This window comes from Paenibacillus sp. SORGH_AS_0306, from assembly GCF_030819345.1.
Taxonomy (GTDB): Bacteria; Bacillota; Bacilli; order Paenibacillales; family Paenibacillaceae; genus Saccharibacillus; species Saccharibacillus kyungheensis.
In genome coordinates this window covers 1,673,063-1,696,084 of record NZ_JAUTBP010000001.1, presented here as the reverse complement: position 1 = coordinate 1,696,084, position 23,022 = coordinate 1,673,063, and the positions used below count along the sequence as shown (strand labels likewise).

Below are 23,022 nucleotides of genomic sequence, written 5' to 3'. Positions count from 1 at the left end.
CTTGTTACCGATTACTTCAAATTCCATTGCGGTACACTTGATGCAATACCGTTAAATGGACTGACTGTTAAGTCTTGAATACGTCCGTTGTAGGCATAGACCACTTTTTTGTAGTTAGTGAAAATAACAGGTAGATCATCATTTAATAATTTGAAAATGTCTGCATAGATTTTTTTGCGTTGTTCAATATCATTGGTTGCTAATGCTTCGTTATATAATTTCACAAATTCAGGATTATCATACCCTTTGATCTCTCCATCCAAAAATTGCACTAATCCATCTGAAGGATCGGTTAACATCGGTGTCGAGAATGAAGCTAGATCATAATCTCCACCTTCGACTTTGGAAGCAAGTGAGTTAAAGTCTGCAAATACTTCCGGTTGGAAATCAACGCCGATCGCTTTGAAGTTTTCTGTAGCGACAGCGATAAAGATATCCGTTTGTGGACTTTTGGAACCTAGATAATGAAGAGTCAGCTTTTGACCATCTTTTTCACGAATACCATCTGCTCCAGCGACCCAACCTGCTTCATCAAGCAATTGATTCGCTTTTTCTGCGCTATAGGCATAAGGATTAATACCATCTGTTGTATATGCCCATGAGATAGGAGCCGCAGGAATATTAGCTATTTCTCCTGCCCCTTGGTTCGCGTCTACATAAATACTTTGACGATCCAATCCGTAAGCAATCGCTTGACGTACTTTTTTATCTTTCAAAGCTTCATGTTCCAGATTGGCTTGTAAAAAGCTGTACGTGCTTGGTGTATACGGCAAAATATCTACAAATCCCAAACTTTTGAGTTTATCGATATTTTCTTGTGTCGCACTAAAGGAAGCAAAATCAATTTCCCCTGTCTCTACATACTGCCACGTATCCCCTTCTGATGTTTTGTAGATAAAGTTTTTTGTTTTGGGAGCGCCTTTGAAATAATTTTCATTAGCTGTAAAACGCACTTCTTGTCCCGGAATAAATTTGGTTAATACATACGGGCCATTCCCAAGTGGAGTCTGATGTAACTTTTTGATATATTCCAGTTCGCCGAATTTATAGTCTTTGCCATAATAAGCTTTGGACAATACATCGCTACCTAACGTCAATAGTGCAGTTGCATTAGGCTTCGCAATCGTAACTGAAATAGTCTGTGGATCAATAACTTTAATGCCAGAGATAGTAGACGCTTTGCCAGCTTTGTAATCTGCTCCGCCTACGATACCTAATGTGGGAATAAGCGAATCATTGTCATACGATTTGTCATGCAAAATCGTCCATGTGAACGCTACATCGTCTGCTGTAAGCGGTGAGCCATCACTAAATTTCAAGTTTTTACGCAAATGAAACGTATATGTAAGTTGATCTTTGGACAAATCCCAACTTTCCGCTAGATTCGGAGCCGGTAGCCCTTTATCATCTGTTGTCACAAGCGGTGCATACAATAATGAAGAGACATTGCCATCATATCCACTTTGATGAAAATAAGGAGTAAATGCTCCGGCTGGATCAGTTAACGCCATAATGATCGTATCTGTACGTTGCTGAGCGGTAGCAGGTAACTTGGTAAGATCAGGTGCTTTGAACAAACTGGTTAGAGCAGTCGTTGGTGAGGCTTCGGTTGTACCATTGGCTACTGAAGAACTGCTATTATCAGCTCCTCCACTAGAGCATGCTGTAAACAACAAAGAAGCCATAAGCACGCCGGATAGTAAAGTTACACTTTTTTTCATTATACATTCCCCTAATATTTATTATTCCGACCTGTTAACTATGTTATTAGTCGGTAAAGCTATTATAGGAATCTAAAACGGTTCTGTAAAGAGAGAACTTAAAATCATTTCCGAAAAAAGTTAATATATAACAGTTGGTGAGATCAGTCGTATGTTCAATTCCGCTTATATCTCAGCGCACAACAAAAAGATCGCTCCTGTATAGAAACGATCTAATCGTATATAAATCTTTATTTATTGATTATCTTCAATAAAATGCATTAACATCTGCTGTAGATGATCAATAGCATGAGTTCGCAGACTATAGACAGTGAGCGTTTCTCCTTGAATATGGGCATGAAGTAATCCAGCACTGCGTAACTTGGTCACATGATCATGCGTAATTCCTTTCGATAATCCCAAATAACGTACAATTTCAATAAAGCTACGTGGACCATTATATAGATATTTTAATATTTTCAACCGGCTCTGTTCAGCCAATGCCCGAATGACTCGATATTCATAAGGCGGTAATTCAGAAGAATCGCCCAGATATAATTTGGCAGGATAATGACAGATAACAAATGAATGATACGCATAAATAATATTAAGCGGTTTGAAATGATAATGAGGTACAAGAATCAGACGCTTGAGTTCAGCATGCGGTTCAAATACAATACCATTGGTCACTTCATCTACAAAAGTAGAGAGATGATGGTTTTGCATTAATATCGCTTGTTTCTGCTCATATTCTTGTTGAAGCCCTGTGATGATCTGCTGATCGATCTGGGAAAAGTAATATTCATTCCATTGTTGGAACAACATCAGTATTCGGCTACGCAGACGAGCCACTCCGGTAACCGGCAGTGACGTATGTTCAGCGATCAGTACTTCTAGTTGCTTTACTGTCATATCTTCTATCCATTGTATAAATTGTTCCGGCGTCTTGTAAGGGCAACAACAGACTAGCAAAACAATCAATCTCCACTCTGCATCGATTCCCGTCTGAGCAAGACGCTCTGCAAATGCAGGAGGTAACTGCTCCTCTACCGATTTGGCCCAGGAAGGATCTAAATCGATCTTTTTGTAAGAAGGACGGCAGATATACGTATGCAAGCTGTTAAGACATTCATATAAAGGGTTAAATTGAAGCTCAATTGTATAGGATACTGACTTGGGAACCGTCACCGAATCACTCAATACAGACACAACCTTTCTTGGGCGTATTTTATCGTATCAAGGATAACTTTGGCAATCTCTGATCATAATTGCAGTCAGTTATTAGTTACAAACCACAACAAAAAAGCTGTTTCTTTGATCATGATAGCCTTTGTTGATGACTACTTTCCCCAAAGAAACAGCTTTCCATTATAACCAGATTGAAATAAAGATTATTAACATGAAAATCAATATGTGGATGTTGACGAAATAGGTTGTTGCTCTACTTGCTTCAAAGCAACACGCGCTGTATTTGCCAAAAAGGTAGCGGTACTGCTTAATGCACGTTCATCTACATCAAATGACGGATGATGCCATTCTTGCGGGCCAGACGTACCGACAAAGATAAATACACCTGGCACTTCTTTTTGATAAAATGAAAAGTCTTCGCTTGCTGGTGATACCGCAGGCTCAACCACTTGAAGATCGCTTTTCTCTGCTGCAATCTGGGCTGCACCTGTCCACTGCTCATCATTGAGAACAGGAGGAGGGCCGGCTAACCATTTTACTTTGGCAGAAGTACCAAAAGCAGTGGCTACCCCTTCAACAATCTGTTCAAATCGAGATAGCACTTGCTTCCGTACCTGTTCATCAAATGTACGGATCGTTCCTTGCAGGACAGCGAGATCAGGAATCACATTCCATACATGTCCGCTATTCAACTGGGTCACGCTAATAACAGCACCTTGTTGAGAACTGATATTACGACTAACGATAGATTGTATTGCTGTTACAATATGTGCAGACACCACGATAGGATCAATCCCTGCTTCTGGTACCGCAGCATGTGTACCGACTCCTGTCACTTCTACAATAAATCCATCTGCCGCTGCCATCAGTGCACCATTGCGAATCCCTACTGTGCCTACAGGCAGGTCAGGCTTGTTGTGAAGTCCGAAGATCGCTTGTACACCTTCAAGCGCTCCATTTGCAATCACTTGCTGTGCTCCTTTGGCTTTTTCTTCGGCAGGTTGAAAAATCAGTCGCACTCTTCCTTGCAGTTGATGTTCTTGTTCTTTGAGCAAATACGCCGCTCCTAACAAAGAAGCAGTATGAAAATCATGACCACATGCATGCATTTTACCATTTACTTCTGAAGCAAAAGCAAGCCCTGTCTCTTCTTGTACAGGTAAAGCATCAATATCTGCACGTAACGCAATAACCGATTCACCGGTTCCTATTTCTGCGATTACACCTGTTTTCAAATTAGGAAAAGACAAAATCTGAATATCTGCCGCTTCTAACAATTGACGGATATAAGCTGTTGTCTGTATCTCTTCTCCTGATAATTCAGGATGACGATGAATATGTCTACGAATATCGCTAAGTTGCTGTTGAAGCCCTTCTATTAACGCCATGCGCTATTTACACCTCCAATGAAGCTTCTACCTCTGCCTGAACAAAAGCCTGTTGTAATAATTCAAATGAACGCACACGCTTATGAAAATTCTGAATCACTGTATGCACTACCAATTCTTCTATACCATATCGCTGACGAATATCAGACAATTGTTGATACACCGACGAAGGAGAACCTTTAACCACTTTGGCTTCTTTTACTTCAATACGATATTTTTCAGCAGATTGTCTACCAAATTCTTCGGCTTGTTCGATGGTAGCTACTGTAAGTACTTTACCACTTTCCAGATGAATTTTAACAGATAGATTCTCGCCTGCTAATTGAGCAGCTTCTTCTTCGGTCTCAGCGACTATAACAGATAAAGCCAGAATAACATGTGGCTTAGGATATTCGATCGAAGGAATAAATTGTTCACGATAATTACGTACAGCCGTAAGCGCCACTTCTTCATCCCCGTTAATAAATTGGGAGAACACATAGGGTAATCCTAATTTGGCTGCTACTTCTGCACTATTGGAACTCGCTCCAAGTACGAATAGATCAGCAGGTTGCGCAGGATTTGGACTTACATGGATACCTGCTAGCGCATGATCGTCTGCTATTCGATTGTAAATATAATTGCGGGTTTCTATAATTTTATCGGTTAAGCTCAAAGGGCTTGTCTGATGATCTCCTTGTAAAGCACGTGTTGATCGAGGTAATCCACCTGGAGCACGTCCTATGCCTAATTCTACTCTGCCCGGTGCAAGTGTAGATAATACATTAAAGTTCTCGGCGACTTTGTACGGACTGTAATGTTGCAACATCACTCCACCTGAACCAATCGTAATTTTTTTGGTTTTGGCAAGCAAATAAGAGATCAATACTTCCGGTGAAGAACCAGACACATTAGCAGAATCATGATGCTCGGATACCCAGAATCGACGATACCCCAATTCCTCGGCAATTTGAGCAAGCTCTATCGTATGTCGAAAAGCATCTTCTGCACTTTCTCCTGCAAATCGTGGACTTTGATCCAAAATACCTATCGGAATACTCATCTTCTGTTCCTCCCTCAATCGATCTATGTGTATTATTTTCTAAATGGAATACGTAGCTTGCGGTGTAATACGGCTCAAAAATTGACGGGTACGTTCTTCTTTGGGACGTTGAAAAATCTCTTCCGGCGTTCCTTCTTCTACAACTACGCCACCATCCATAAAGACCACATGATTAGCGACATCTCTGGCAAAATCCATTTCATGTGTTACTACAATCATGGTGATACCTTCTTTAGCTATTTTGCGAATTACACTTAACACCTCACCCACCAGTTCTGGATCAAGTGCTGAAGTCGGTTCATCAAAAAGGATTACTTCTGGATTTAAAGCCAGTGCTCTAGCAATTCCGACACGTTGTTGCTGACCACCGGATAGCTGGCTTGGATAATGATCCAACTTGGTGCCAAGCCCTACTTTCTCAAGTACCTGTACACTGATCTCACGTGCTTTATCTTTGGGTATTTTGCGAACAATCGTTAATCCTTCCATTACATTTTCGAGTGCTGTTTTGTGTTTGAATAGATTATATTGTTGAAATACCATCGCTGTTTGTTGACGTAGCGCATGGATTTCTTTTTTGGTAGGATGCTTCGTATCGACACGTAGATTACCGATTGTAATCTGTCCTGCATCAGGCTTTTCCAAATAATTAATACAGCGAAGTAATGTCGTCTTGCCTGAACCGCTCGGGCCCAAAATAACCACGACTTCACCTTTTTTAACTTGTAGATCGATATGGTGAAGCACTTCCTGTTTGCCAAATGACTTGGATATTTGCTCCAGTTGAATCATATTACATCACACCTCCACGATGATAAGCGTTGAGACGTTTTTCTAACCATCCACTATCCCGTTCGATCAATAAGGTCAGTCCCCAGAACAAGACAGCAGCGGCGATATACGCTTCAAAGTACTTCCAATTGTTCGCAGCAACTACTAGTGCTTGAGCGTTGATTTCTACAACAGAGATCGTATAGGCAAGTGTAGATCCATGTAACATCCCAATCACTGAATTGGACAAATTCGGAAGGCTGACTGCTAACGCTTGTGGTAATACGATTCGGCGTAAAGCTTGTGGTGTCGTCATGCCAATCGAATGAGCCGCTTCGATCTGTCCACGATCTACAGCAACAATACCTGCCCGTACCACTTCCGACATATATGCTCCTGCTGTAATCGAAAATGCGATAAATACAAATCCAATGAGCGGAATCGATGCTGAAGTAAATGACCATCCTAAGTGAGCAGATACACTATCGATCAGAATCGGTAAGCCAAAATAAATTAATAACAAATGCATCAACATCGGTGTACCGCGTATAAAAGTCACGTAAGCGGTAGAAAGTTGAGACAATCCAGGAATTCGATAAATTCGACATAAGGCTACCCCCGTTCCTATCAATAGACCGCAGATTACAGATACGAAAGTAATCATAAGCGTAGTTGGTAATGCTTTAAAAAGGCTTAGAAAGGCTGTCCACATAAACGATGGATCCAGTGTCATCCACTTCTACCTCCTTTGCTAAGTGCAGATACAGGACGGGTTAGCCATTTACGCCCCATCACTTTAGAACTCTGCCTTACACTTGCTTCATGACGATGCAGACGACGTTCTAACCAGAGGAATCCTTGTTCCAAGATCATACTGATTACAAAGTAGATCAAAGATAAAGCAATATATGTTTCTACAAAATGTTGTGTAGCTGTTCCTAACGTCTGTGATCTGCCTGTCATTTCCATCACACCTAACGTAAAAGCAAGTGAAGTGTCTTTCAGATTGCCGATCACCAGATTACCGAATAACGGAATACTGATCGCTAACGCTTGTGGCAAAATAATACGTGTAAACGTCTGGTATCCGCTCATGCCTATGGATTGCGCGGCTTCAATCTGTCCTTTATCTACTGCACTGACTGAAGCTCTTATCATTTCAGAGACAAAAGCTCCACTGTTCAGTGCATAAGCCAGAATCACAAAGTACAACACTGCGACTCTAGAAATATCAATATTGATCCATTGCAGAATCGTCGGTAGTCCATAATAGATCAGAAATAATTGAATCAGAATCGGTGTCCCGCGAAAAAAAGAGACATACACTTGCGAGATACGCTTAAGTACAGGCACATTGTATAGACGGGGTAACGCGACAAGCATTCCGATAACAAGACCTAGTAGAATCGAGCTGCCTACAATGAGCAGTGTTATATTGAGATAAGCTAATAATTTAGGAATAAAATCAAACACATAGGTGATATCGAATTTTCTGCTCATGTATGATGTGCTCCTTTCTACTAGCTATTCATTATTTATTTGGTTACTTTGGCTTCTTCAAGCGTTTTGGTGAAGTCATCGCCTAACCATTGTTCGCTTAATTTTTTGAGTGTTCCATCTGCTTTGATTTCTGTGATTGCTTGATCGATCTCATCTGCCAGAGGTTGCTCATCTTTGCGGAACACGAAAAAGACATTGGATTGATTTAACGGTTCACCGACTGTTTTGAGTGCTACATTACCGTCTGCATCTGTATTGAAACGATTAGCAAAATCTGTCGTGATCGTGGCATCTACACGTCCTGATACGATTTGTTGAACAGTATCATTGGCTGCTCCACTACTATAGACAACATCTATACCGTTGTTATGTGTCTTGTTATATTCATTAAGTAAGTAAGCCGCATTACTTGTAGCTCCTGTAAGCACTTTTTTCCCAACCAGATCATCTAATCCTTTAATCGCATTATTATCTTTCGCAACAGCTACACGATTAAGGAAAATGCTGTATGGCACTTTGTTAAATAGATATTTTTGTTCACGCTCAGGATTCGTCTCCATCTGGTGAGCGACAAAATCTATTTTGTTTGTTTCTAAGCTTAGTAGCAAATTTGAGAATTCCATCGTTTTAAATTCAAATTCTACATCTGGTAGACGTTTATCGATCTCACGTACCAATTCAACATCGTATCCAGTAAGCTTGCCATTTTCATCAATAAAGCAGACATTCGGAAAGGCTGTACCTGTACCGACGATAATTTTTTTAACACCACCTGTAGACGCTGTTGCATTATTGCTATCTGATGCAGAAGATGTTCCTCCTGCTGAACCTCCACTTGATTCGCTAACAGATGCGCAACCCGATAGTACCAGCATCCAAACAACTGCCCATAATGTAAGTACTGTTAACCCTGTTTTTTTCTTCATTTTCTTCTTCCCCCTAATTCATATCAACTTAATCGGATTTAGCATGTGATAAATCTATCATCGTCCTTTCTCAGCGTCAATGACCTGGATAATAGGAAAGTTCTATCGGTGTATTGAACAAATCAATAGGTGTGGGGGAAACAAATGATAGGTGTCGTGGTGCAATAGAGTACAGGCGCTATGAGGGTAGATTATTCTTGTCGTCGCTGGTAAAAGAATATCCCTTGAATGTAACCGCTTTGCGGTGGGGATATTCTTTTAAAGGCGAGCGCTTCGCTCTTTCAGAATGAATCTTCCCTCTTCGCTTGTGCTTGGCAATACGGTAGCGATAGATGAAATGCTACTTGGGTGGTGCATTTGTTTCCCTTGTGGGAGGGTAGCAAGTAAAGATAAAGATGATGTTAGTTGGAAAGATTGGGCGTATTGGTGGCATCTTTATATTGATTTGTTCTATAGGTCATTCATTTGCTATAAGATATGCATGTGAAATGGTGGTTGTTTTTGATTACTTTTTTGTTGTCTATATCGATTATGATTTGTGTGTATCGATTATTGATTTTTAGAAAGATACGTTTGTCTTTTCTTCTACTCTTTTCGTTAGATTGTAGAGTGAAGTAGTGATTGGTCGGGTTGTTGGCTACGGAAGTAGTCGTTTTCGTGTAGCAATTCGGCTAGTGTGGTAGCGAATGTTGATGGTTGTTCTTTTAATGTGATTAGACTGGTCTGTAAAGAGATTCCTGTGACTTCTGGAATATAGATCGGTACCAGGTCGCCACGCATCACTTCTTCATGCACACTAAGTCCGGGTAAAAAGGCGATGCCTACTTTTTGTAACACTAGCTTTTTGGCAGTTTCAGAATGATCGACATGGAAAGCGATATCTGGCGGAAATTCAAGACTTTCGAATACACGATGAATCCGAAGCCAGTCTAATGATCCGCATTCAAAGAAAATTAAAGGTTGTTCCTGCAATGATGCGATCGTTGCACGTCCTTTTTGTACAAATGGATGATCTTTGTATACGTATAGTGAAATAGGATCTTCGTAAAAAGAAACTGTTCGAATCGCCGGATGCATCACTTTACGGACGAACCCGATATCGATTTCTTTGTTCATTAATTTATGCAACAGTTGATCAGTCGTTGAAGTGATCAGCTTAAAATTGGTTTGCGGATATTTTTGTTTGAGTTTGGGAAGCAGTTCAGGAATAACATAATTAGAGACAGCTACGGTACAACCGATGGTCAGCTCCTGTGGTGTGACTTTTGCTGTTTGAATACGTTGTTTGCCTTTTTGGATCACTTGTAACACTTGCTGTGCATACGGTAGAAATCTTCTTCCTTCTTCGGTCAATAAAATTTGTCGACCCAGACGTTCAAATAATTTGCAGCCAAGTTCTCTTTCTAATGTCTGGATACGTGCTGATACAGACGGTTGAGAAAGGAATAACACTTCTGCTGCTTTATTAAAACTGCCATAATGGTTGATATAGACAAATGCCTCTATATTTTCAATATTCATCATTCCATCCCCTTTCTTACTTTTCCCATTAACTAACTTGGTTTTATGTATCATATTCCCTGTTTTGACACTTGTCAACGGAAGAATATGCAATTTGAAATAACCCGTCACCCCTTACGACCACTGGGATCAGGAGCAACGGGCACTTCTTTGACTTATCACCATTTTGGGAAAATCGTTTATGTTTAAATTAGATCAGAGTACAGCGTATTAAATACGATTTACACTTTTAACGTTTTGGCTTGATACCGATTCTGTGGAATAGGCACTCCCAAATTTTCACGTAATGTATCGTACTCATAATCTTGACGATAAATCCCTTTTGCTTGCAAAATAGGCACAACCAAATCTACAAAATCGTGTAATCCGCTTGGAAGATCTGAGTGAATAATAAATCCATCCGATCCTTTTTCTAGAAACCATTCTTCGATTTGATTAGCAATTTGCTCCGGTGTACCGATAAAATTTCCACGCGGTGTAGCTGCTTGTAATGCAACTTCGCGTAAAGTTAGACCACGCTCACGCGCATCTTTTTTAATTTTATCTGTTCCACTACGGAAACTATTACTTCCGATATCATGTAAGTCTGGAAAAGGCTCATCCAATGGATATTGTGAAAAGTCATGATGATCAAAAAAGCGTCCTAAAAAATCAAGTGCTTTATCAATTGTCACCAGATCAGCTATCTCTCGATATTTCTGCTCAGCTTCAGCTTCGGTTCTGCCAATAATAGGCGATATCCCTGGCAAGACTAATAACTCTTCTTCCTGACGACCATACTGAACCGCACGCTTTTTCACATCGGTATAAAAGGCTTGCGCATCACTTAAAGTCTCTTGTCCGGTAAAGATCGCATCGGCTGATTGTGCAGCTAGATTTCTGCCATCTTCTGAAGAACCTGCTTGGAAAATGACAGGCTGTCCTTGACGCGATCGTCCGATATTCAAAGGGCCTTGAACAGAAAAATGCTTCCCTTGATGATTAAGTGTATGCAATTTCTCAGGATCAAAAAAGACACCAGACTCTTTATCTCTAACAAAAGCATCTTCTTCCCATGAATCCCATAATCCTTTGGTCACTTCTAGATACTCAGCCGCAATCTGATACCGTTCAGGATGAGAAGGATGATCGCCTCGACTATAATTGCGTGCCGATCCTTCTAGCGGAGACGTGACCACATTCCATCCAGCACGTCCTCCACTGATATGATCGATCGAAGACAATTGACGTGCCACAGTAAATGGCTCGCTATAGCTAGTAGATATTGTTCCTACTAATCCGATTCGGGAAGTGACGGCTGCAAGTGCAGACAATATCGTAACCGGCTCAAATCGATTCAAAAAGTGTGGCAATGACTTTTCATTGATAAACAACCCATCGGCAATAAAGACCAGATCGAACTTGCCTTCTTCTGCTTTGAGCGTCTGCCGTTTGTAAAAGTCAAAGCTTACACTTGCATCACTTTGTACCTCGGGATGTCGCCATGTAGACATACTTCCTCCAATCCCATGGATGATTGCCCCAAATTTCAATTGTCGTTTGTGATTGGTCATCATTGATCACTCCTTCTTTTTATCGTTATCATAGGTAATAGTTTATAGAATATTTATAGTCAGTATTTCAGTATTATTGGAAGATTAAATTACGGTTGCTGAGGATTGAGCCGATTCTGCTTCTTGAGCTAACAACTGAGCCAACCCTTCCAAATCAGTTTCTAAAAATGCAGTATATGTGCCATTACGACCTACTTCGACGACAGGCACATGCCGGATACCGTATTTAGCTTCAAGTACATCGCGTAGACCATCGTTACCTGCAACTTCTAGATTGGTATAATGATGATTATTTAATTCTAGATAGTTCTTAATCTCCCCGCAGAAGTGGCATCCTGTTTTACTCCACAAAATAATATGTTGACCTTGATTTGCAGTAGTTTCAATTGTTGATGACATGTCGTTGTCCTCCTCTGAATATAGGTGTGCATTACAATAAAAGTGATTCTTTTGGAAATAGGTTTGGCATTTGAATTATATCTTATAATTCCGACCTATTAAGTTGGTTAAGATTACATAAAGTCTAGCACCCTGCTGTCCACAGCGTCAATTGATTACTATATCAATACATTCTATACATGTATCAAAATCTTCTATCATTGTAGTTAAAGTCTTTACCTATCTGATATTACCTCCACCTAGCGATTGATTTTCACCTTTTCAAAACCGATCATTATGATGACGAAAAGTGTGCGCTATTAAGATATAGTTAACTAGGCTTCTTCTGTATAATAAGAATATGTTGTACTTGATTATATTTAAATCTGAATCACTTCTTATGACATGCTAAAATAGAAATCAGTATTTGATGTGAAAGGAAGTCAAACTTTGCAAAAATCACAAGATTTTTTAAAGTATTTATTTTTATTCCGTTTATTATTAACGATGATTATTATTTATAATCTAACCATTTATTATATGGATCATTCTTTTCTCGTGTGGATGCTGTTTTTTGTCACAATGTGTTTTTACGTATTTATGCTATGGTCTAGTATTAAATTGTCGATTACTTATATTATCGTTTTTACGCTGTTTTTGTTCTCGATGATCTGGCTTTCTGCTTATATTTCCAAAGAACCTCAAGATTATAATTCTGTTCTATGGGCATGGTTTGTGATATTAAGCTTTATTTCAAGTCGAGAGCAAAAAGTAGCGACTATAGTATTGATTATAGTAGGCGTAGTGATGTTAATTTCCGGGCTAGACAATGGTTATCCGTATAGTCTGATTGTTGTGCTTGCCAGTATCTATTTTGGCATTCACAGTCTTAGCCGTTATATTGGTGTGCTGAAGATTAACAGTGAACAACTTAAAGAACTGGAACAAGTTCATATGGAGCTACAACGAACCTATGCAGAATTGCAGGACAGTACCGTACAATCGATACGATATGCTGCATTAACCGAACGTACGCGGATAGCAGGAGAGATTCACGATGGATTAGGTCATCATTTCACTTCGCTTATTGTACAGATGCAAGCTTTGAAATGGATGATCAAGCAAGATCCTGAACGCGCTGAATCGACTGTCGATCAGTTGCTAGATGTATCTAGACAAGGTCTTGCCGAAGTACGTAGTGTGGTGAAAGATTGGTCTGTGCACGAAGGTGGTGTCGAAGGTCTGCAAGAATTAGCGACTCAGATCACCCATCGTGCAGGGTTACAATTAAGCTTTAACGCTCAAGGGACTTTTAGTATATGGGGCGAATTAATTGATAGCGTGTTATATCGTGTATTACAAGAGTCATTAACTAATATTATCCGCCATGCTGAAGCCAATATGGTTGAGATTACTATTACCGAGACTTCTCAGCATGTTCAACTTTCGATCGCTGATGATGGTAAGTATCGTAGAGATCAACCGTTACAATACGGATTCGGTATCCAAAATATGATTCGCCGTTGTGAAACGATACATGGTCAATGTACATTTGCTGCTCGTCCACAAGGCGGTCTCTGGATCAAAGTGACACTGCCTCTGAATAATCACCCGATCACTAAAAATTAAATGAATCAAGGAGAATCTCTATATGAGTTCAACAGAGCCTATACGTATTATGTTAGCAGATGATCAAGCTCTTATCCGGCAAGGGATTCGTTATGTACTTGATCTACAAGCCGATATGCAAGTGGTTGCTGAAGCCGCAACAGGTCAAGAAGCGATCCAATTAGCCTTACAATATCGTCCACATCTTATTTTAATGGATATCCAGATGCCTGAATTGTCAGGTATAGATGCTACCCGCCGTATTCTATCCGTACATCCTGAGATCAAAATCATTTTACTGACTACATTTGATGTTCAAGATTATGTTATTGATGGTATACGTGCAGGTGCTTCTGGTTATTTGCTCAAAGATATTGATATGAATGATATGATTGTCGGGATTCGGTCGATTCTGGCAGGCGGTGCAATCTATAATAGTACAACTGCTGGAGGAGCACTCATTCAATTATTAGGTGAAAATGAATCGGCATACCCACCCAACTCTTCCTATGTTCCTGCGCCTGTGTTAGAGCCATTAACAGATCGTGAACTAGAAGTATTGCAAGCGATGGCTTATGGCAGACGTAATTTTGAAATTGCAGAAGAATTATATGTATCCGAAAGTACAATCAAAACACATGTGCATAATATTATTCAAAAGTTAGGTGTAAAAGACCGTACACAAGCTGTCGTGACTGCAATCCGTCAGCAGTTGGTAAAATAGTTCATCTATCTATGGATTAGAATATATACAAAAAAAGTCAGTTTACGTTGAGTGTTTTCTCTCTCGGTAAACTGACTTTTTTGATATACTGCTATTTATTGTATTTGCTGTATTACCCTTTGACCGATCCTGCGGTCATTCCTGTAACAAAGAAACGTTGTAAGAAAATAAACAAAATAACCATCGGTACTGCGGTAATCACCACTCCTGTTAATAGCAACGTATAGTCGGTGACATACTCGCCGCGGAACTGCATCAAAGCCAGTGGCAATGTTAATTTGTCAGTACTATTAATCAGCAACATTGGAATCAATAGATCATTCCAAACCATTACAAATAGAAATGCGGCGGTTGCTGCCAGCGAAGGACCGGATAATGGCAATACTAGACGCCAGTAAATTTTCCATTCACTTGCACCATCAATACTACCCGCTTCCATCATCTCTTTGCTTAACATTTCCATAAATCCTGTTAGTGTAAATACAGTTAAAGGCAATAACCCTGCTGCCGTTACTAGAACCAATGCACCAAGATTATCAGACCAACCAATTTGGCGTACTAATGAATACAGTGGCAGCATACTGACCTGTGACGGAATAATTAAGCCAGCCACAAAATAAACAAAAGTATATCTTCCCATACGTCCACCTAGACGAATAATCGCATACGCAATCAGACTGCCTAGAAATAGATCAAGAGCGACAGTACTTAGGGTCACACGAGCACTATTCCAGAAATACTGCCACATCGGTTGAGCATCAAAAATCGATATAAAATTTTGAATCGTCCAGGGATTCGGCCAGCTTAATGGATTAGCAAAAAACGCCTGACTTGTTTTGAACGAAGATGTTATTACAAAATACAATGGTGCTGCTACAAGCAGAGCATACAGCACCATAATGATACGTCCGATCCATTTCATCGCAGTTCACCATCCTGCTGCTTGTCTATTCGGCGTTCGATCATCCGTTAGCACCGCCTCTACGAAGAGCTTTGAATTGCGCCATCGTTAACAGTCCTAGCAGTACAAGGAAAATCATCGAACCTGCGGATGCTAGACCAAATGAATAATTCGAGAACGCCAGATGATAAATGTACGTTGTCAGAATTTCGGTCGCATAGTTAGGCCCACCATCTGTCATAACAAAGATCAGATCAAACGCTTTGAATGATTGAATCGTTGTGTACGATACAACAATCGTTGCAGATGGTGCAAGTAATGGCCATGTGACTTTGCGGAAAATCTGGAAACGTGTCGCTCCATCAATACGTGCGGCTTCCATTAACTCTTCTGGAATCGCATGTAGACCGGCAATAAATACAATCATCATCTGTCCGGCATGCGCCCATATTTGCACAAATGCGATAGCATACAATGCTATATTCGCATCTCCTGTCCAGCTCGCTGTAAATTGCTCCAATCCACCACTGGTTAAAGCAGTATTTAACAATCCCAGAGAAGGATCATAAATAAACGACCAGATTAACCCTACTGATACAGACGATAAGATCGCTGGAAAAAAGTACAATGCACGTAGAAACACACGAGTACGTGTATTTTTAGCAAGAATTAATGCAAGAACCAACGACACAATCGTCTGAATAATAACAACCGTTAACATAAATTTCACATTATTAAAAAATGCTTTGCGAAACACAATACTATCGAAGCTATCTTTATAATTAGATATCCCTACAAAATCATAAGAAGTCGATACGCCATCCCAATTGGTAAAAGAATAAAATAAACCAGATACGGCTGGATAAACAAATAGCCCTGTATATAATAACAGTCCGGGTAGCATAAAGAACCAAAGTGTTTTGCGATTCATCATAAGTTCCTATTACCTTGCCCTTCAGCGCTTCTATGATCTAAAGCGCGTTTTCTGCTTATCTTGAGATTTACTTAATTTGTTGATCTACAATCGCTTGTGCATCTTGCGCAGCTTGTTCAGGTGTTGCTCCACCTAGCACCGATTGAATAGAGTTGGTGACTGCTTTTTGATTTTCAGAATTCAAAATAGTAAAACGAGGTTGGAATATAGTCTTTTTGTCCGCCCAATCGCCAGCAATTTTCAATTCTGGACTATCATAAGTGATATCTTTCAATGTTACATTTTGTCCTGTTTCATTTGCATACTGACTAGCCACATCCGGTTGACTCAAAAACTCAAGGAATTTTTTAGCTTCTGCTTGATGTTTAGAGCGACTATTTACACCTAACATAAATGTACTGGTGTGTACCCCTTCATATTTGGCTTGATCTGCCGATACAGTAATAGGTGCTAATAATGCTTGTTTTAGTTCTGGATTCTGTTTTGCATTCTGTGCTAGTTGATAAGAACCGCTCGCTAACATCGCTGCTTTTCCTTGAATAAATAAAGCACCTGCTGCTGCGTCTTTCGTTCCTAGCGAGTTATCCTGGAAATAACCATTATCATTCAACTCTTTAAATTGAGTTAACGTTTTGACCCAGAATTCATCTGTTAATTTGGCTTGACCTGCTTCAACTTTGGTGAAAATATCTTCGCTTGGTTCGTTATTCATCACCATTGTATTCATTAACTGCCCTGGACCAATATCTGCTCCAGCAAAAGCAATCGGAATAATTCCGTTTTGTTTGAGTGTTGCACATAATTTAAGGAATCCATCCCAATCGGTTGGAGGGGTCAAATTATATTTTTTAAAAATTTCAGTATTATAGATTGGTTGGTTGTACACCAATTGATACGGTACCGCCCATTGCTTGCCATCTTTGGCACCTACATCAATTAAGTCTGCATTGTAATTTTTCAAAAAAGATTCATTGGTTAAATCTGTATATAGACCTGCTTTGGATAAAGCTGCGTATTGTGCACCCGGGAAAGAAGCAAATACATCTCCTACAGAACCATCGGTTAATTTAGCTTGTGCTGTAGATTGATATTGATCTGAAGTCAACGTCTGCATATCTACTTTGATATTTGGATTTTTCGCTTCAAATTGATCAATGATTTTCTGGAAAGCTTGTGTATCCTCTCCACGCCAATGTAAAAAGCTGATCGTTACTTTTCCATCTGCCGAGCTGTCCGAACTATTTCCACAAGCAGATAGAACCACCGTCAGTAGTAAGGTCAGTGCCAAAACAAAAGAAGATTTCATTTTTATATTTTTCATTACGCGTCCTCCATCTGCTGTTAGAATCTATTGGTACATCAGTAAAAATGATTATTGTTGTCAAAACCCATCATTTTAGTGGGAATACCATGATTTAGATCATAGCAATTTGATTGTAAACGAACAATGTCATTTTGTCTTGTATTATTTTGTCATTATGTAGTATATAATAAAGAAGTTAGATTACATTTGGAAAGGATGAAAGTTCAATATGCTTCGTTCTATTGAAACAAATCGTGAAGTGGTTGAACGGTTTCTTATTTCTCCTTCCTTATTCTCACAATCCGGAGGATTAAGAATTGCTCAAGCAGGTCGTTATTTTCTCAAAGCCCATAGTAGACGTTTATTTACAGGCATTGATAATTGCTTTTGGATCGCTAATCGACATGGCGGAGTGATTATTCATAAAGGTCAAAGTTATATTCTTGGCTCTTACAACGTATGGTGTATTTCTCCTAATGAGCCTTTTGAATATATTAATAATATGGATGAAGATCTGGAAACGTATTATATTTGTTTTACCGGTCCTCAAGCCAGATTACTTATAGAGCAAAGTGGTATGCATCAAGGATATAGTGAAGTTAGTGCAGAATTATTTGATCAATTACAAGAAAAGTTCGAACAGATTTTAGCTACTAATGAAGATTCCAATGAATTTAGCAGTGAATTGCGACGATTGGAATTGTTATATAGCATTTTTGCAGAATTATCTTCTGACCATCCTTCTCATGTGAATCATTATGTATCCGATGTGTTATCATCGACAACTTCTTGGATGGAAGAAGCGATCGCTTATATTCATAGTCATTATGATCGCGGGATTACAGTAGCAGATGTCGCCAGTCATGTCGGTGTACATCGTACTCATTTTAGTAAACAATTCCATCAGGTTCATCAGACTCCCCCTGCTGAATATATTCGTAGCCTCAAAATGAGCAAAGCACGTCAATTACTTACCGAAACCAATTATTCATTAGCAGAAATTGCTTACTCGGTCGGCTATCCTGATCTATTCTCATTCTCCAAAGCTTTCAAAAAACATACTGGAATTACCCCTAAAAAGTACAGAACAGAGCGCTTTTAAGCAAAATGGTAACTGAATGACTTATTTAGGTATTACCCGTTATCTACAACAAAAAAACCTTCAGTCTTTGATAGACTAAAGGTTTTTTTGGTATACATTTTATGATTTATAGCTTAAAATTCATTTTTTGAAAGTGATATATAAATATTAAACAGATGGAGCGAACATGACTTGTTCAAATAAGTTTTGTACACTTTCCAAAGCTTCCAATTCGTCTTTACCACGAGTAGTTAATTCGATTTCTGTTCCAGCAGGAATAATCATCAACATCATACCCAAAAGACTTTTCACATCAACTTCTCTACGGTTGTCAGGGTTACCAAAAGAAATACGAATATCAGAAGCAAAGCGTGAAGCTTCGTTAGCGATTGCTGTTAAGTGACCTCTGTCTAAGTTTTGTTCTGTTTTGAAAGTATTGATTCTCATTATAAAAGTTCCTCTCGTGCACTGATCGATGCAGTGCTTTGGTTTATTTTTTTGAATAATCATGTAATTTACATCATTTGCATACATAAAGCTTATCCGTACATCTTTTTGCAAAAATAGCCCCTCAAAATACCCCTACCGCATATATCGGCAGAGGCTTGAGTATTTAGTACAGCATGTTCAATATTTGATGACTGCGATATTATTGCAATGTTAAATCTTTATACCAGGTTAATTCGTCTCCCGCTTGATTGCGGAATGTTAAAGTAAACTTGCCTTCTTCACCAGCAATACGTCCATCATAAATAAAGCCGAAATTGCGATGATCGCTACTTGCATAAAATCCATTATTGCCTTCTTGACCGTTCTTCACAGCTTCATCAAATGTAGCTGATTCACTGTAACCTGGCCCAGTCCAGTCTAAATTGCTTACCAAGTATCCTTCAGGAAATTCATTTAAACGTACAAAAAATTGTCCCGGTCCTTGTTGCACAATTGTAATATCGACTTGACCTTCATTCGCAGGTGTTAGCTCTGGCTTAGCAGCAGGAACACTTTCATTTCCACTATCTGTTGTGCCTGTAGCACCTTCTGTACTGGACGATGTTCCGTCTGTACCGGTTGCTGAATCTGTACCTGTTGCAGGCTGGTCTGTACTTCCTTCTGTTGAAGGAGTTGCAGATTCGGTTGGTGATTGTTCTGTGGTTCCATTATTCGTGGATGACGGTTGCTGTGTACTATTGCCAGAACAAGCGCTGATAATCAAAAAAAGTAAAACGAGCGCTCCACCGAGTAACGATTTGGATAAGCGATTCATTGAGCAATCCTCCGCTCCAGATGCTGTTATTTCAATTGCAGACGGTGTGCCACATGTAGGGTTGGACCTACAAATTCGTTCAGACGGAATCCGTTAGCAATTGCTTGAGTAATGAAGTTTTTCGCGTCAGCATAAGCATCTTTGACCGACAATCCTTTAGCAAGTCCAGCTGTTACGGCTGCGGAAGTGGTACAACCTGCACCATGTGTAAATTCCGTTGCAATCGCATCAACTTCGAACCAGTCAAATGTTTTGCCATCATACAATAAATCCAATGCTTTGCCTTCTTTGATCTTGCCGCGTGTTTTGATCAATACGTGCTTCGCTCCACGCTCATAAATAATAGCAGCTGCTTGCTTCATTTGATCTTCTGTAGTGATAGGACCTGTTTTAGCCAATTGAGAAGCTTCAAACAAGTTCGGAGTCACTAGATCTGCACCAGGAATCAAGAATTCTAGCATAGCTTCTGTATTTTCCGGTTGAAGAACTTCATCTGTGCCTTTGCATACCATTACAGGATCAATAACTACGCGATCCATAGGATAACGATTCAGATGATGCGCCACCAGTTCAATAATGTCTACTGAACCTAACATACCTGTTTTTAAAGCATCAAATCCGATGCCATCTAACACGGTACGCAATTGCGCTTCCACCACGTTCAGATCAATAGGGAATACTTGATGATCCCATGTTTTAGGCTCCATAGCAACAATCGTTGTAAGAACGGTCATTCCATATACGCCCAATTCCTGAAAGGTTTTTAAATCGGCTTGAATACCAGCTCCACCGCTTGTATCTGATCCGGCTATAGTTAACGTTTTAGGTATAGTCATCTTTGTATTTCTCCTTCACTACATAATAGTTTATTTTAGCATAAGCTTACATGAGAATGAACCTTTTTCAATGAAATAAAATGAAAAATTTCATTTTAGTACACAAAGTATTCATGAATGCTACTTTTGTTCCTCATAATATTTCGCCATTTCTACAATCATTGCACCCATTCGTTCATTTTCGGGAGCTACGATGCGTGTGATGCCTGCTTGAGTGAGCGCTTCAGATGTTACTTTGCCTACAGATACAGCCAGTACTTGTTGATTCAGAGCAGATCGCAATTCATCCTCATATCCGTTCTTAGAAGCGTCTTTAAATAAATAACGAACTTGAACAGCCGTAGTAAAGCAGATTGCATCGATTTGGCTCTGTTGGATGTCTTGACGCAATTGCTGTAACGTCTCTGCTTCAGGCTCAATATTGAGATAAGGCAACAACGTATGTACAGATGAAGCACCTTTCGCTTCCAAAAACCTGAACCAAATCTGGAGCAGGCTCTCCATGCAATTGTATCCATATTTGTTCTTTGGTAAAAGTAACTGATTCTAACTGTTCTTCCAGACCTTTCATCGTGCCATCTGAGTCTCGAATATTAGGTGCTAGTTCTTGGGTTTTGAGAAAGTTATATGTTTTGTAACCACGGATTGCGATTTTGGCTTGTTGAACAGTTTGAACAAATGCGTCTTTGATTCCCAGACGATCTGCGGCATCGAACAACGCTTTGGCACCTATCCCTGTTGTGAAAATAACCCATTCTGGTTGATTTTCGATAAATAGACGTAATTCTTGCTCCATCTCTTGCTCTTTAAATGTGGTTACCCCTTGTAACGATCGAACAATAGCGGTTCCGCCTTGTTTTTGGATCAATGATGACATTTCATCTAATTTTCTCGAACCTGCGATCACAATCGTTTTGCCACTCAACGGCTTGGCTACTTTATTCATAGTAATCCCCCCTCAAACATTCTGTTTCTACTATTAAACACTTGTCTATATCAGTGCGACCAATAAAATTAAAATTGATTTTCATTTTAGCAAAATAGCTTACTAGATATAATAATCATTTCAACTTTCTATATCTTACAATGTTACTTGGTTTTTGGTAACCCCTTGTGTTGAAGATGCTTTTGTAGAAGCTTGTACCCGACTGATCACATAAGAAATACACAGGAATCCGATTACTCCAACGATAGCGATTATGATCGACATTCCGTATGCAGGAACCCATACGCCTAAAGTGATCCCTAGAGCTGCTATTGCTCTTGCGCCTTGTGTCCCTATTCCATTGACAGCCATATAAGAACTACGTGATTGATCGTTGATAATTTGAGCTAGTAAAGATTGACGAATAGGCACATGAATTAACTCTCCTACAGTAGCTAACAACATTGCTCCAACAAGTATCCATAATGTATTGCTAAATGCCATCACTGCAAAACCGGTAATATAGATCAGAACCGCTATATTCATCCAAGAAATTTGACGTTTGGAACGACGGATCACGCCAGCAAGAAATAAAGAAAGAAGTACAATCCCGATTGTATTTTCGATCTGAATCATACTTAGAATTTTGATACCGTTTAGTTCTAACTGCCAATTGCCCCAGATCAACATCGATTGTGGAACAAATTTTTTTTGCAGACGAACTCCTATATATTGAGTCAGATGAAATTCAGTAGATAACAATAGCATATTTCCCAAAACAAATATAATAAAAAGTCGATCTTTCCACACTTGATGATAATTGCGAATAATCAATTTTCCGCTAGTGAGGATATTCCACTGCTTAGTCTGTTGTGCACTGGCTTGCGGTACATACGTTTCTGTAATCAAAAAGACTGTGATCAACCAGATCAGCAACCCTGTGACCGTCAATAGTCCAAACAACTCCATCCGATGTGAACTGAACAGTGCTCCACCAATAAATGCTCCGAATGTAATTGCGAGATTGATCGACCAATAATTGACGCTATACATTAATGTACGCGTCTGTGGTGTACTTACATCAATTAACATAGCATCTGAAGCCGGTATAATTAGACCATTGCAGAGACTATGTACAATCATCATCGCAAATGTAATCCATGCAGACTGCAAGTACGGCGAGTTAGCTAGCATCATACCGAGAAAAGCTAGACATTGAATACCTTCTCCCCACACCATTAACGTTTTACGTCCCCACCGATCTGCCAAATACCCACCATACAATCCTGCAATAAGCTGAACCATTAAGCTAGAAAATAATAAAACACCTGCAATACCTGCACCAAGATAGCCAGCAAAATAAATCGCCATAAATGGAAAAATCATTGTTCCTGTTAACCGGGTTATAAATGTAGTCAAAATACGCAGTTGAATAGTTCGATGTAGTTGCAAAAATTCCATTTCTAATTCCCCCTCTTC

Annotated in this window: 21 protein-coding genes and 1 pseudogene; 3 read left to right on the top strand and 19 right to left on the bottom strand. The window is 39.5% G+C overall.

All coding sequences use genetic code 11. The features are described from left to right. Positions 1-11: 11 nt before the first annotated feature. From QE450_RS07600 to QE450_RS07550, 11 genes are all read right to left on the bottom strand, one after another. On the bottom strand, positions 12-1,721 hold the full coding sequence (locus tag QE450_RS07600; protein WP_273616087.1) for an ABC transporter substrate-binding protein: 1,710 nt from the start codon (positions 1,719-1,721) through the stop codon (positions 12-14). A gap of 234 nt (positions 1,722-1,955) precedes the next feature. Then, complete coding sequence (locus QE450_RS07595) at positions 1,956-2,900, bottom strand: ArsR/SmtB family transcription factor (RefSeq protein ID WP_307298224.1); 945 nt, start codon at positions 2,898-2,900, stop codon at positions 1,956-1,958. Between the two features lie 206 nt (positions 2,901-3,106). After that, on the bottom strand, positions 3,107-4,276 hold the full coding sequence (locus QE450_RS07590; RefSeq protein WP_307298221.1) for an amidohydrolase: 1,170 nt from the start codon (positions 4,274-4,276) through the stop codon (positions 3,107-3,109). Positions 4,277-4,283: 7 nt separating this feature from the next. Further along, on the bottom strand, positions 4,284-5,318 hold the full coding sequence (locus QE450_RS07585) for an LLM class flavin-dependent oxidoreductase (RefSeq protein ID WP_307298218.1): 1,035 nt from the start codon (positions 5,316-5,318) through the stop codon (positions 4,284-4,286). 39 nt (positions 5,319-5,357) lie between these two features. Further along, the gene (locus tag QE450_RS07580) at positions 5,358-6,110 is read right to left on the bottom strand and encodes an amino acid ABC transporter ATP-binding protein (RefSeq protein ID WP_307298214.1); all 753 of its coding nucleotides are present in this window, start codon (positions 6,108-6,110) and stop codon (positions 5,358-5,360) included. 1 nt (position 6,111) lies between these two features. Then, complete coding sequence (locus tag QE450_RS07575; RefSeq protein WP_307298212.1) at positions 6,112-6,822, bottom strand: amino acid ABC transporter permease; 711 nt, start codon at positions 6,820-6,822, stop codon at positions 6,112-6,114. Next, positions 6,819-7,589, bottom strand: coding sequence for an amino acid ABC transporter permease (locus tag QE450_RS07570; protein ID WP_273616081.1), 771 nt, complete (start codon positions 7,587-7,589; stop codon positions 6,819-6,821). Before QE450_RS07570 ends, QE450_RS07575 begins: the two co-directional genes overlap by 4 nt. 35 nt (positions 7,590-7,624) lie before the next feature. After that, positions 7,625-8,515, bottom strand: coding sequence for a transporter substrate-binding domain-containing protein (locus QE450_RS07565; protein WP_373461958.1), 891 nt, complete (start codon positions 8,513-8,515; stop codon positions 7,625-7,627). A 597-nt stretch (positions 8,516-9,112) separates the two neighbouring features. Next, complete coding sequence (locus QE450_RS07560; protein ID WP_307298207.1) at positions 9,113-10,036, bottom strand: LysR family transcriptional regulator; 924 nt, start codon at positions 10,034-10,036, stop codon at positions 9,113-9,115. Between the two features lie 221 nt (positions 10,037-10,257). Beyond that, positions 10,258-11,589 carry an LLM class flavin-dependent oxidoreductase gene (locus QE450_RS07555; RefSeq protein WP_373461957.1) on the bottom strand — a complete coding sequence of 444 codons (1,332 nt, stop codon included), beginning with the start codon at positions 11,587-11,589 and terminating at the stop codon, positions 10,258-10,260. An 84-nt stretch (positions 11,590-11,673) separates the two neighbouring features. Beyond that, positions 11,674-11,988: a glutaredoxin family protein gene (locus QE450_RS07550; protein ID WP_273616078.1), complete on the bottom strand. Its 315-nt coding sequence runs from the start codon at positions 11,986-11,988 to the stop codon at positions 11,674-11,676. 429 nt (positions 11,989-12,417) lie between these two features. Between QE450_RS07550 and QE450_RS07545 the strand changes: the two genes are divergently transcribed. Both QE450_RS07545 and QE450_RS07540 read left to right on the top strand, forming a co-directional pair. Further along, positions 12,418-13,596 (top strand): sensor histidine kinase, encoded by a 1,179-nt coding sequence (locus QE450_RS07545; RefSeq protein ID WP_307298200.1) that lies wholly within the window; start codon positions 12,418-12,420, stop codon positions 13,594-13,596. 22 nt (positions 13,597-13,618) lie between these two features. Beyond that, a complete protein-coding gene (locus QE450_RS07540; protein ID WP_273616076.1) occupies positions 13,619-14,299 on the top strand; it encodes a response regulator in 681 nt (226 codons plus the stop codon). Positions 14,300-14,411: 112 nt separating this feature from the next. On the opposite strand, the gene QE450_RS07535 is transcribed toward QE450_RS07540, so the two are convergent. The 3 genes from QE450_RS07535 to QE450_RS07525 all read right to left on the bottom strand — a co-directional run bounded on the left by QE450_RS07535 (position 14,412) and on the right by QE450_RS07525 (position 17,455). Continuing rightward, complete coding sequence (locus QE450_RS07535) at positions 14,412-15,221, bottom strand: carbohydrate ABC transporter permease (protein WP_273616075.1); 810 nt, start codon at positions 15,219-15,221, stop codon at positions 14,412-14,414. Between the two features lie 40 nt (positions 15,222-15,261). Beyond that, positions 15,262-16,134, bottom strand: a complete 873-nt coding sequence (locus tag QE450_RS07530; RefSeq protein ID WP_273616074.1) for a carbohydrate ABC transporter permease — start codon at positions 16,132-16,134, stop codon at positions 15,262-15,264. A 67-nt stretch (positions 16,135-16,201) separates the two neighbouring features. Then, positions 16,202-17,455: an ABC transporter substrate-binding protein gene (locus tag QE450_RS07525; protein ID WP_273616073.1), complete on the bottom strand. Its 1,254-nt coding sequence runs from the start codon at positions 17,453-17,455 to the stop codon at positions 16,202-16,204. A 211-nt stretch (positions 17,456-17,666) separates the two neighbouring features. Between QE450_RS07525 and QE450_RS07520 the strand changes: the two genes are divergently transcribed. Beyond that, a complete protein-coding gene (locus tag QE450_RS07520; RefSeq protein WP_273616072.1) occupies positions 17,667-18,539 on the top strand; it encodes an AraC family transcriptional regulator in 873 nt (290 codons plus the stop codon). Positions 18,540-18,686: 147 nt separating this feature from the next. On the opposite strand, the gene QE450_RS07515 is transcribed toward QE450_RS07520, so the two are convergent. From QE450_RS07515 to QE450_RS07495, 5 genes and pseudogenes are all read right to left on the bottom strand, one after another. Next, entirely contained in the window at positions 18,687-18,965 is a 279-nt protein-coding gene (locus QE450_RS07515) for an HPr family phosphocarrier protein (protein WP_273616071.1), read from the bottom strand. Positions 18,966-19,167: 202 nt separating this feature from the next. Beyond that, positions 19,168-19,782 carry a hypothetical protein gene (locus QE450_RS07510; protein WP_307298191.1) on the bottom strand — a complete coding sequence of 205 codons (615 nt, stop codon included), beginning with the start codon at positions 19,780-19,782 and terminating at the stop codon, positions 19,168-19,170. A 26-nt stretch (positions 19,783-19,808) separates the two neighbouring features. Continuing rightward, on the bottom strand, positions 19,809-20,618 hold the full coding sequence (gene thiD, locus QE450_RS07505) for a bifunctional hydroxymethylpyrimidine kinase/phosphomethylpyrimidine kinase (protein ID WP_273616069.1): 810 nt from the start codon (positions 20,616-20,618) through the stop codon (positions 19,809-19,811). Positions 20,619-20,738: 120 nt separating this feature from the next. Then, positions 20,739-21,564: pseudogene (locus QE450_RS07500) on the bottom strand (uroporphyrinogen-III synthase). A 135-nt stretch (positions 21,565-21,699) separates the two neighbouring features. After that, positions 21,700-23,004: an MDR family MFS transporter gene (locus QE450_RS07495; RefSeq protein ID WP_307298187.1), complete on the bottom strand. Its 1,305-nt coding sequence runs from the start codon at positions 23,002-23,004 to the stop codon at positions 21,700-21,702. Positions 23,005-23,022: the final 18 nt, after the last annotated feature.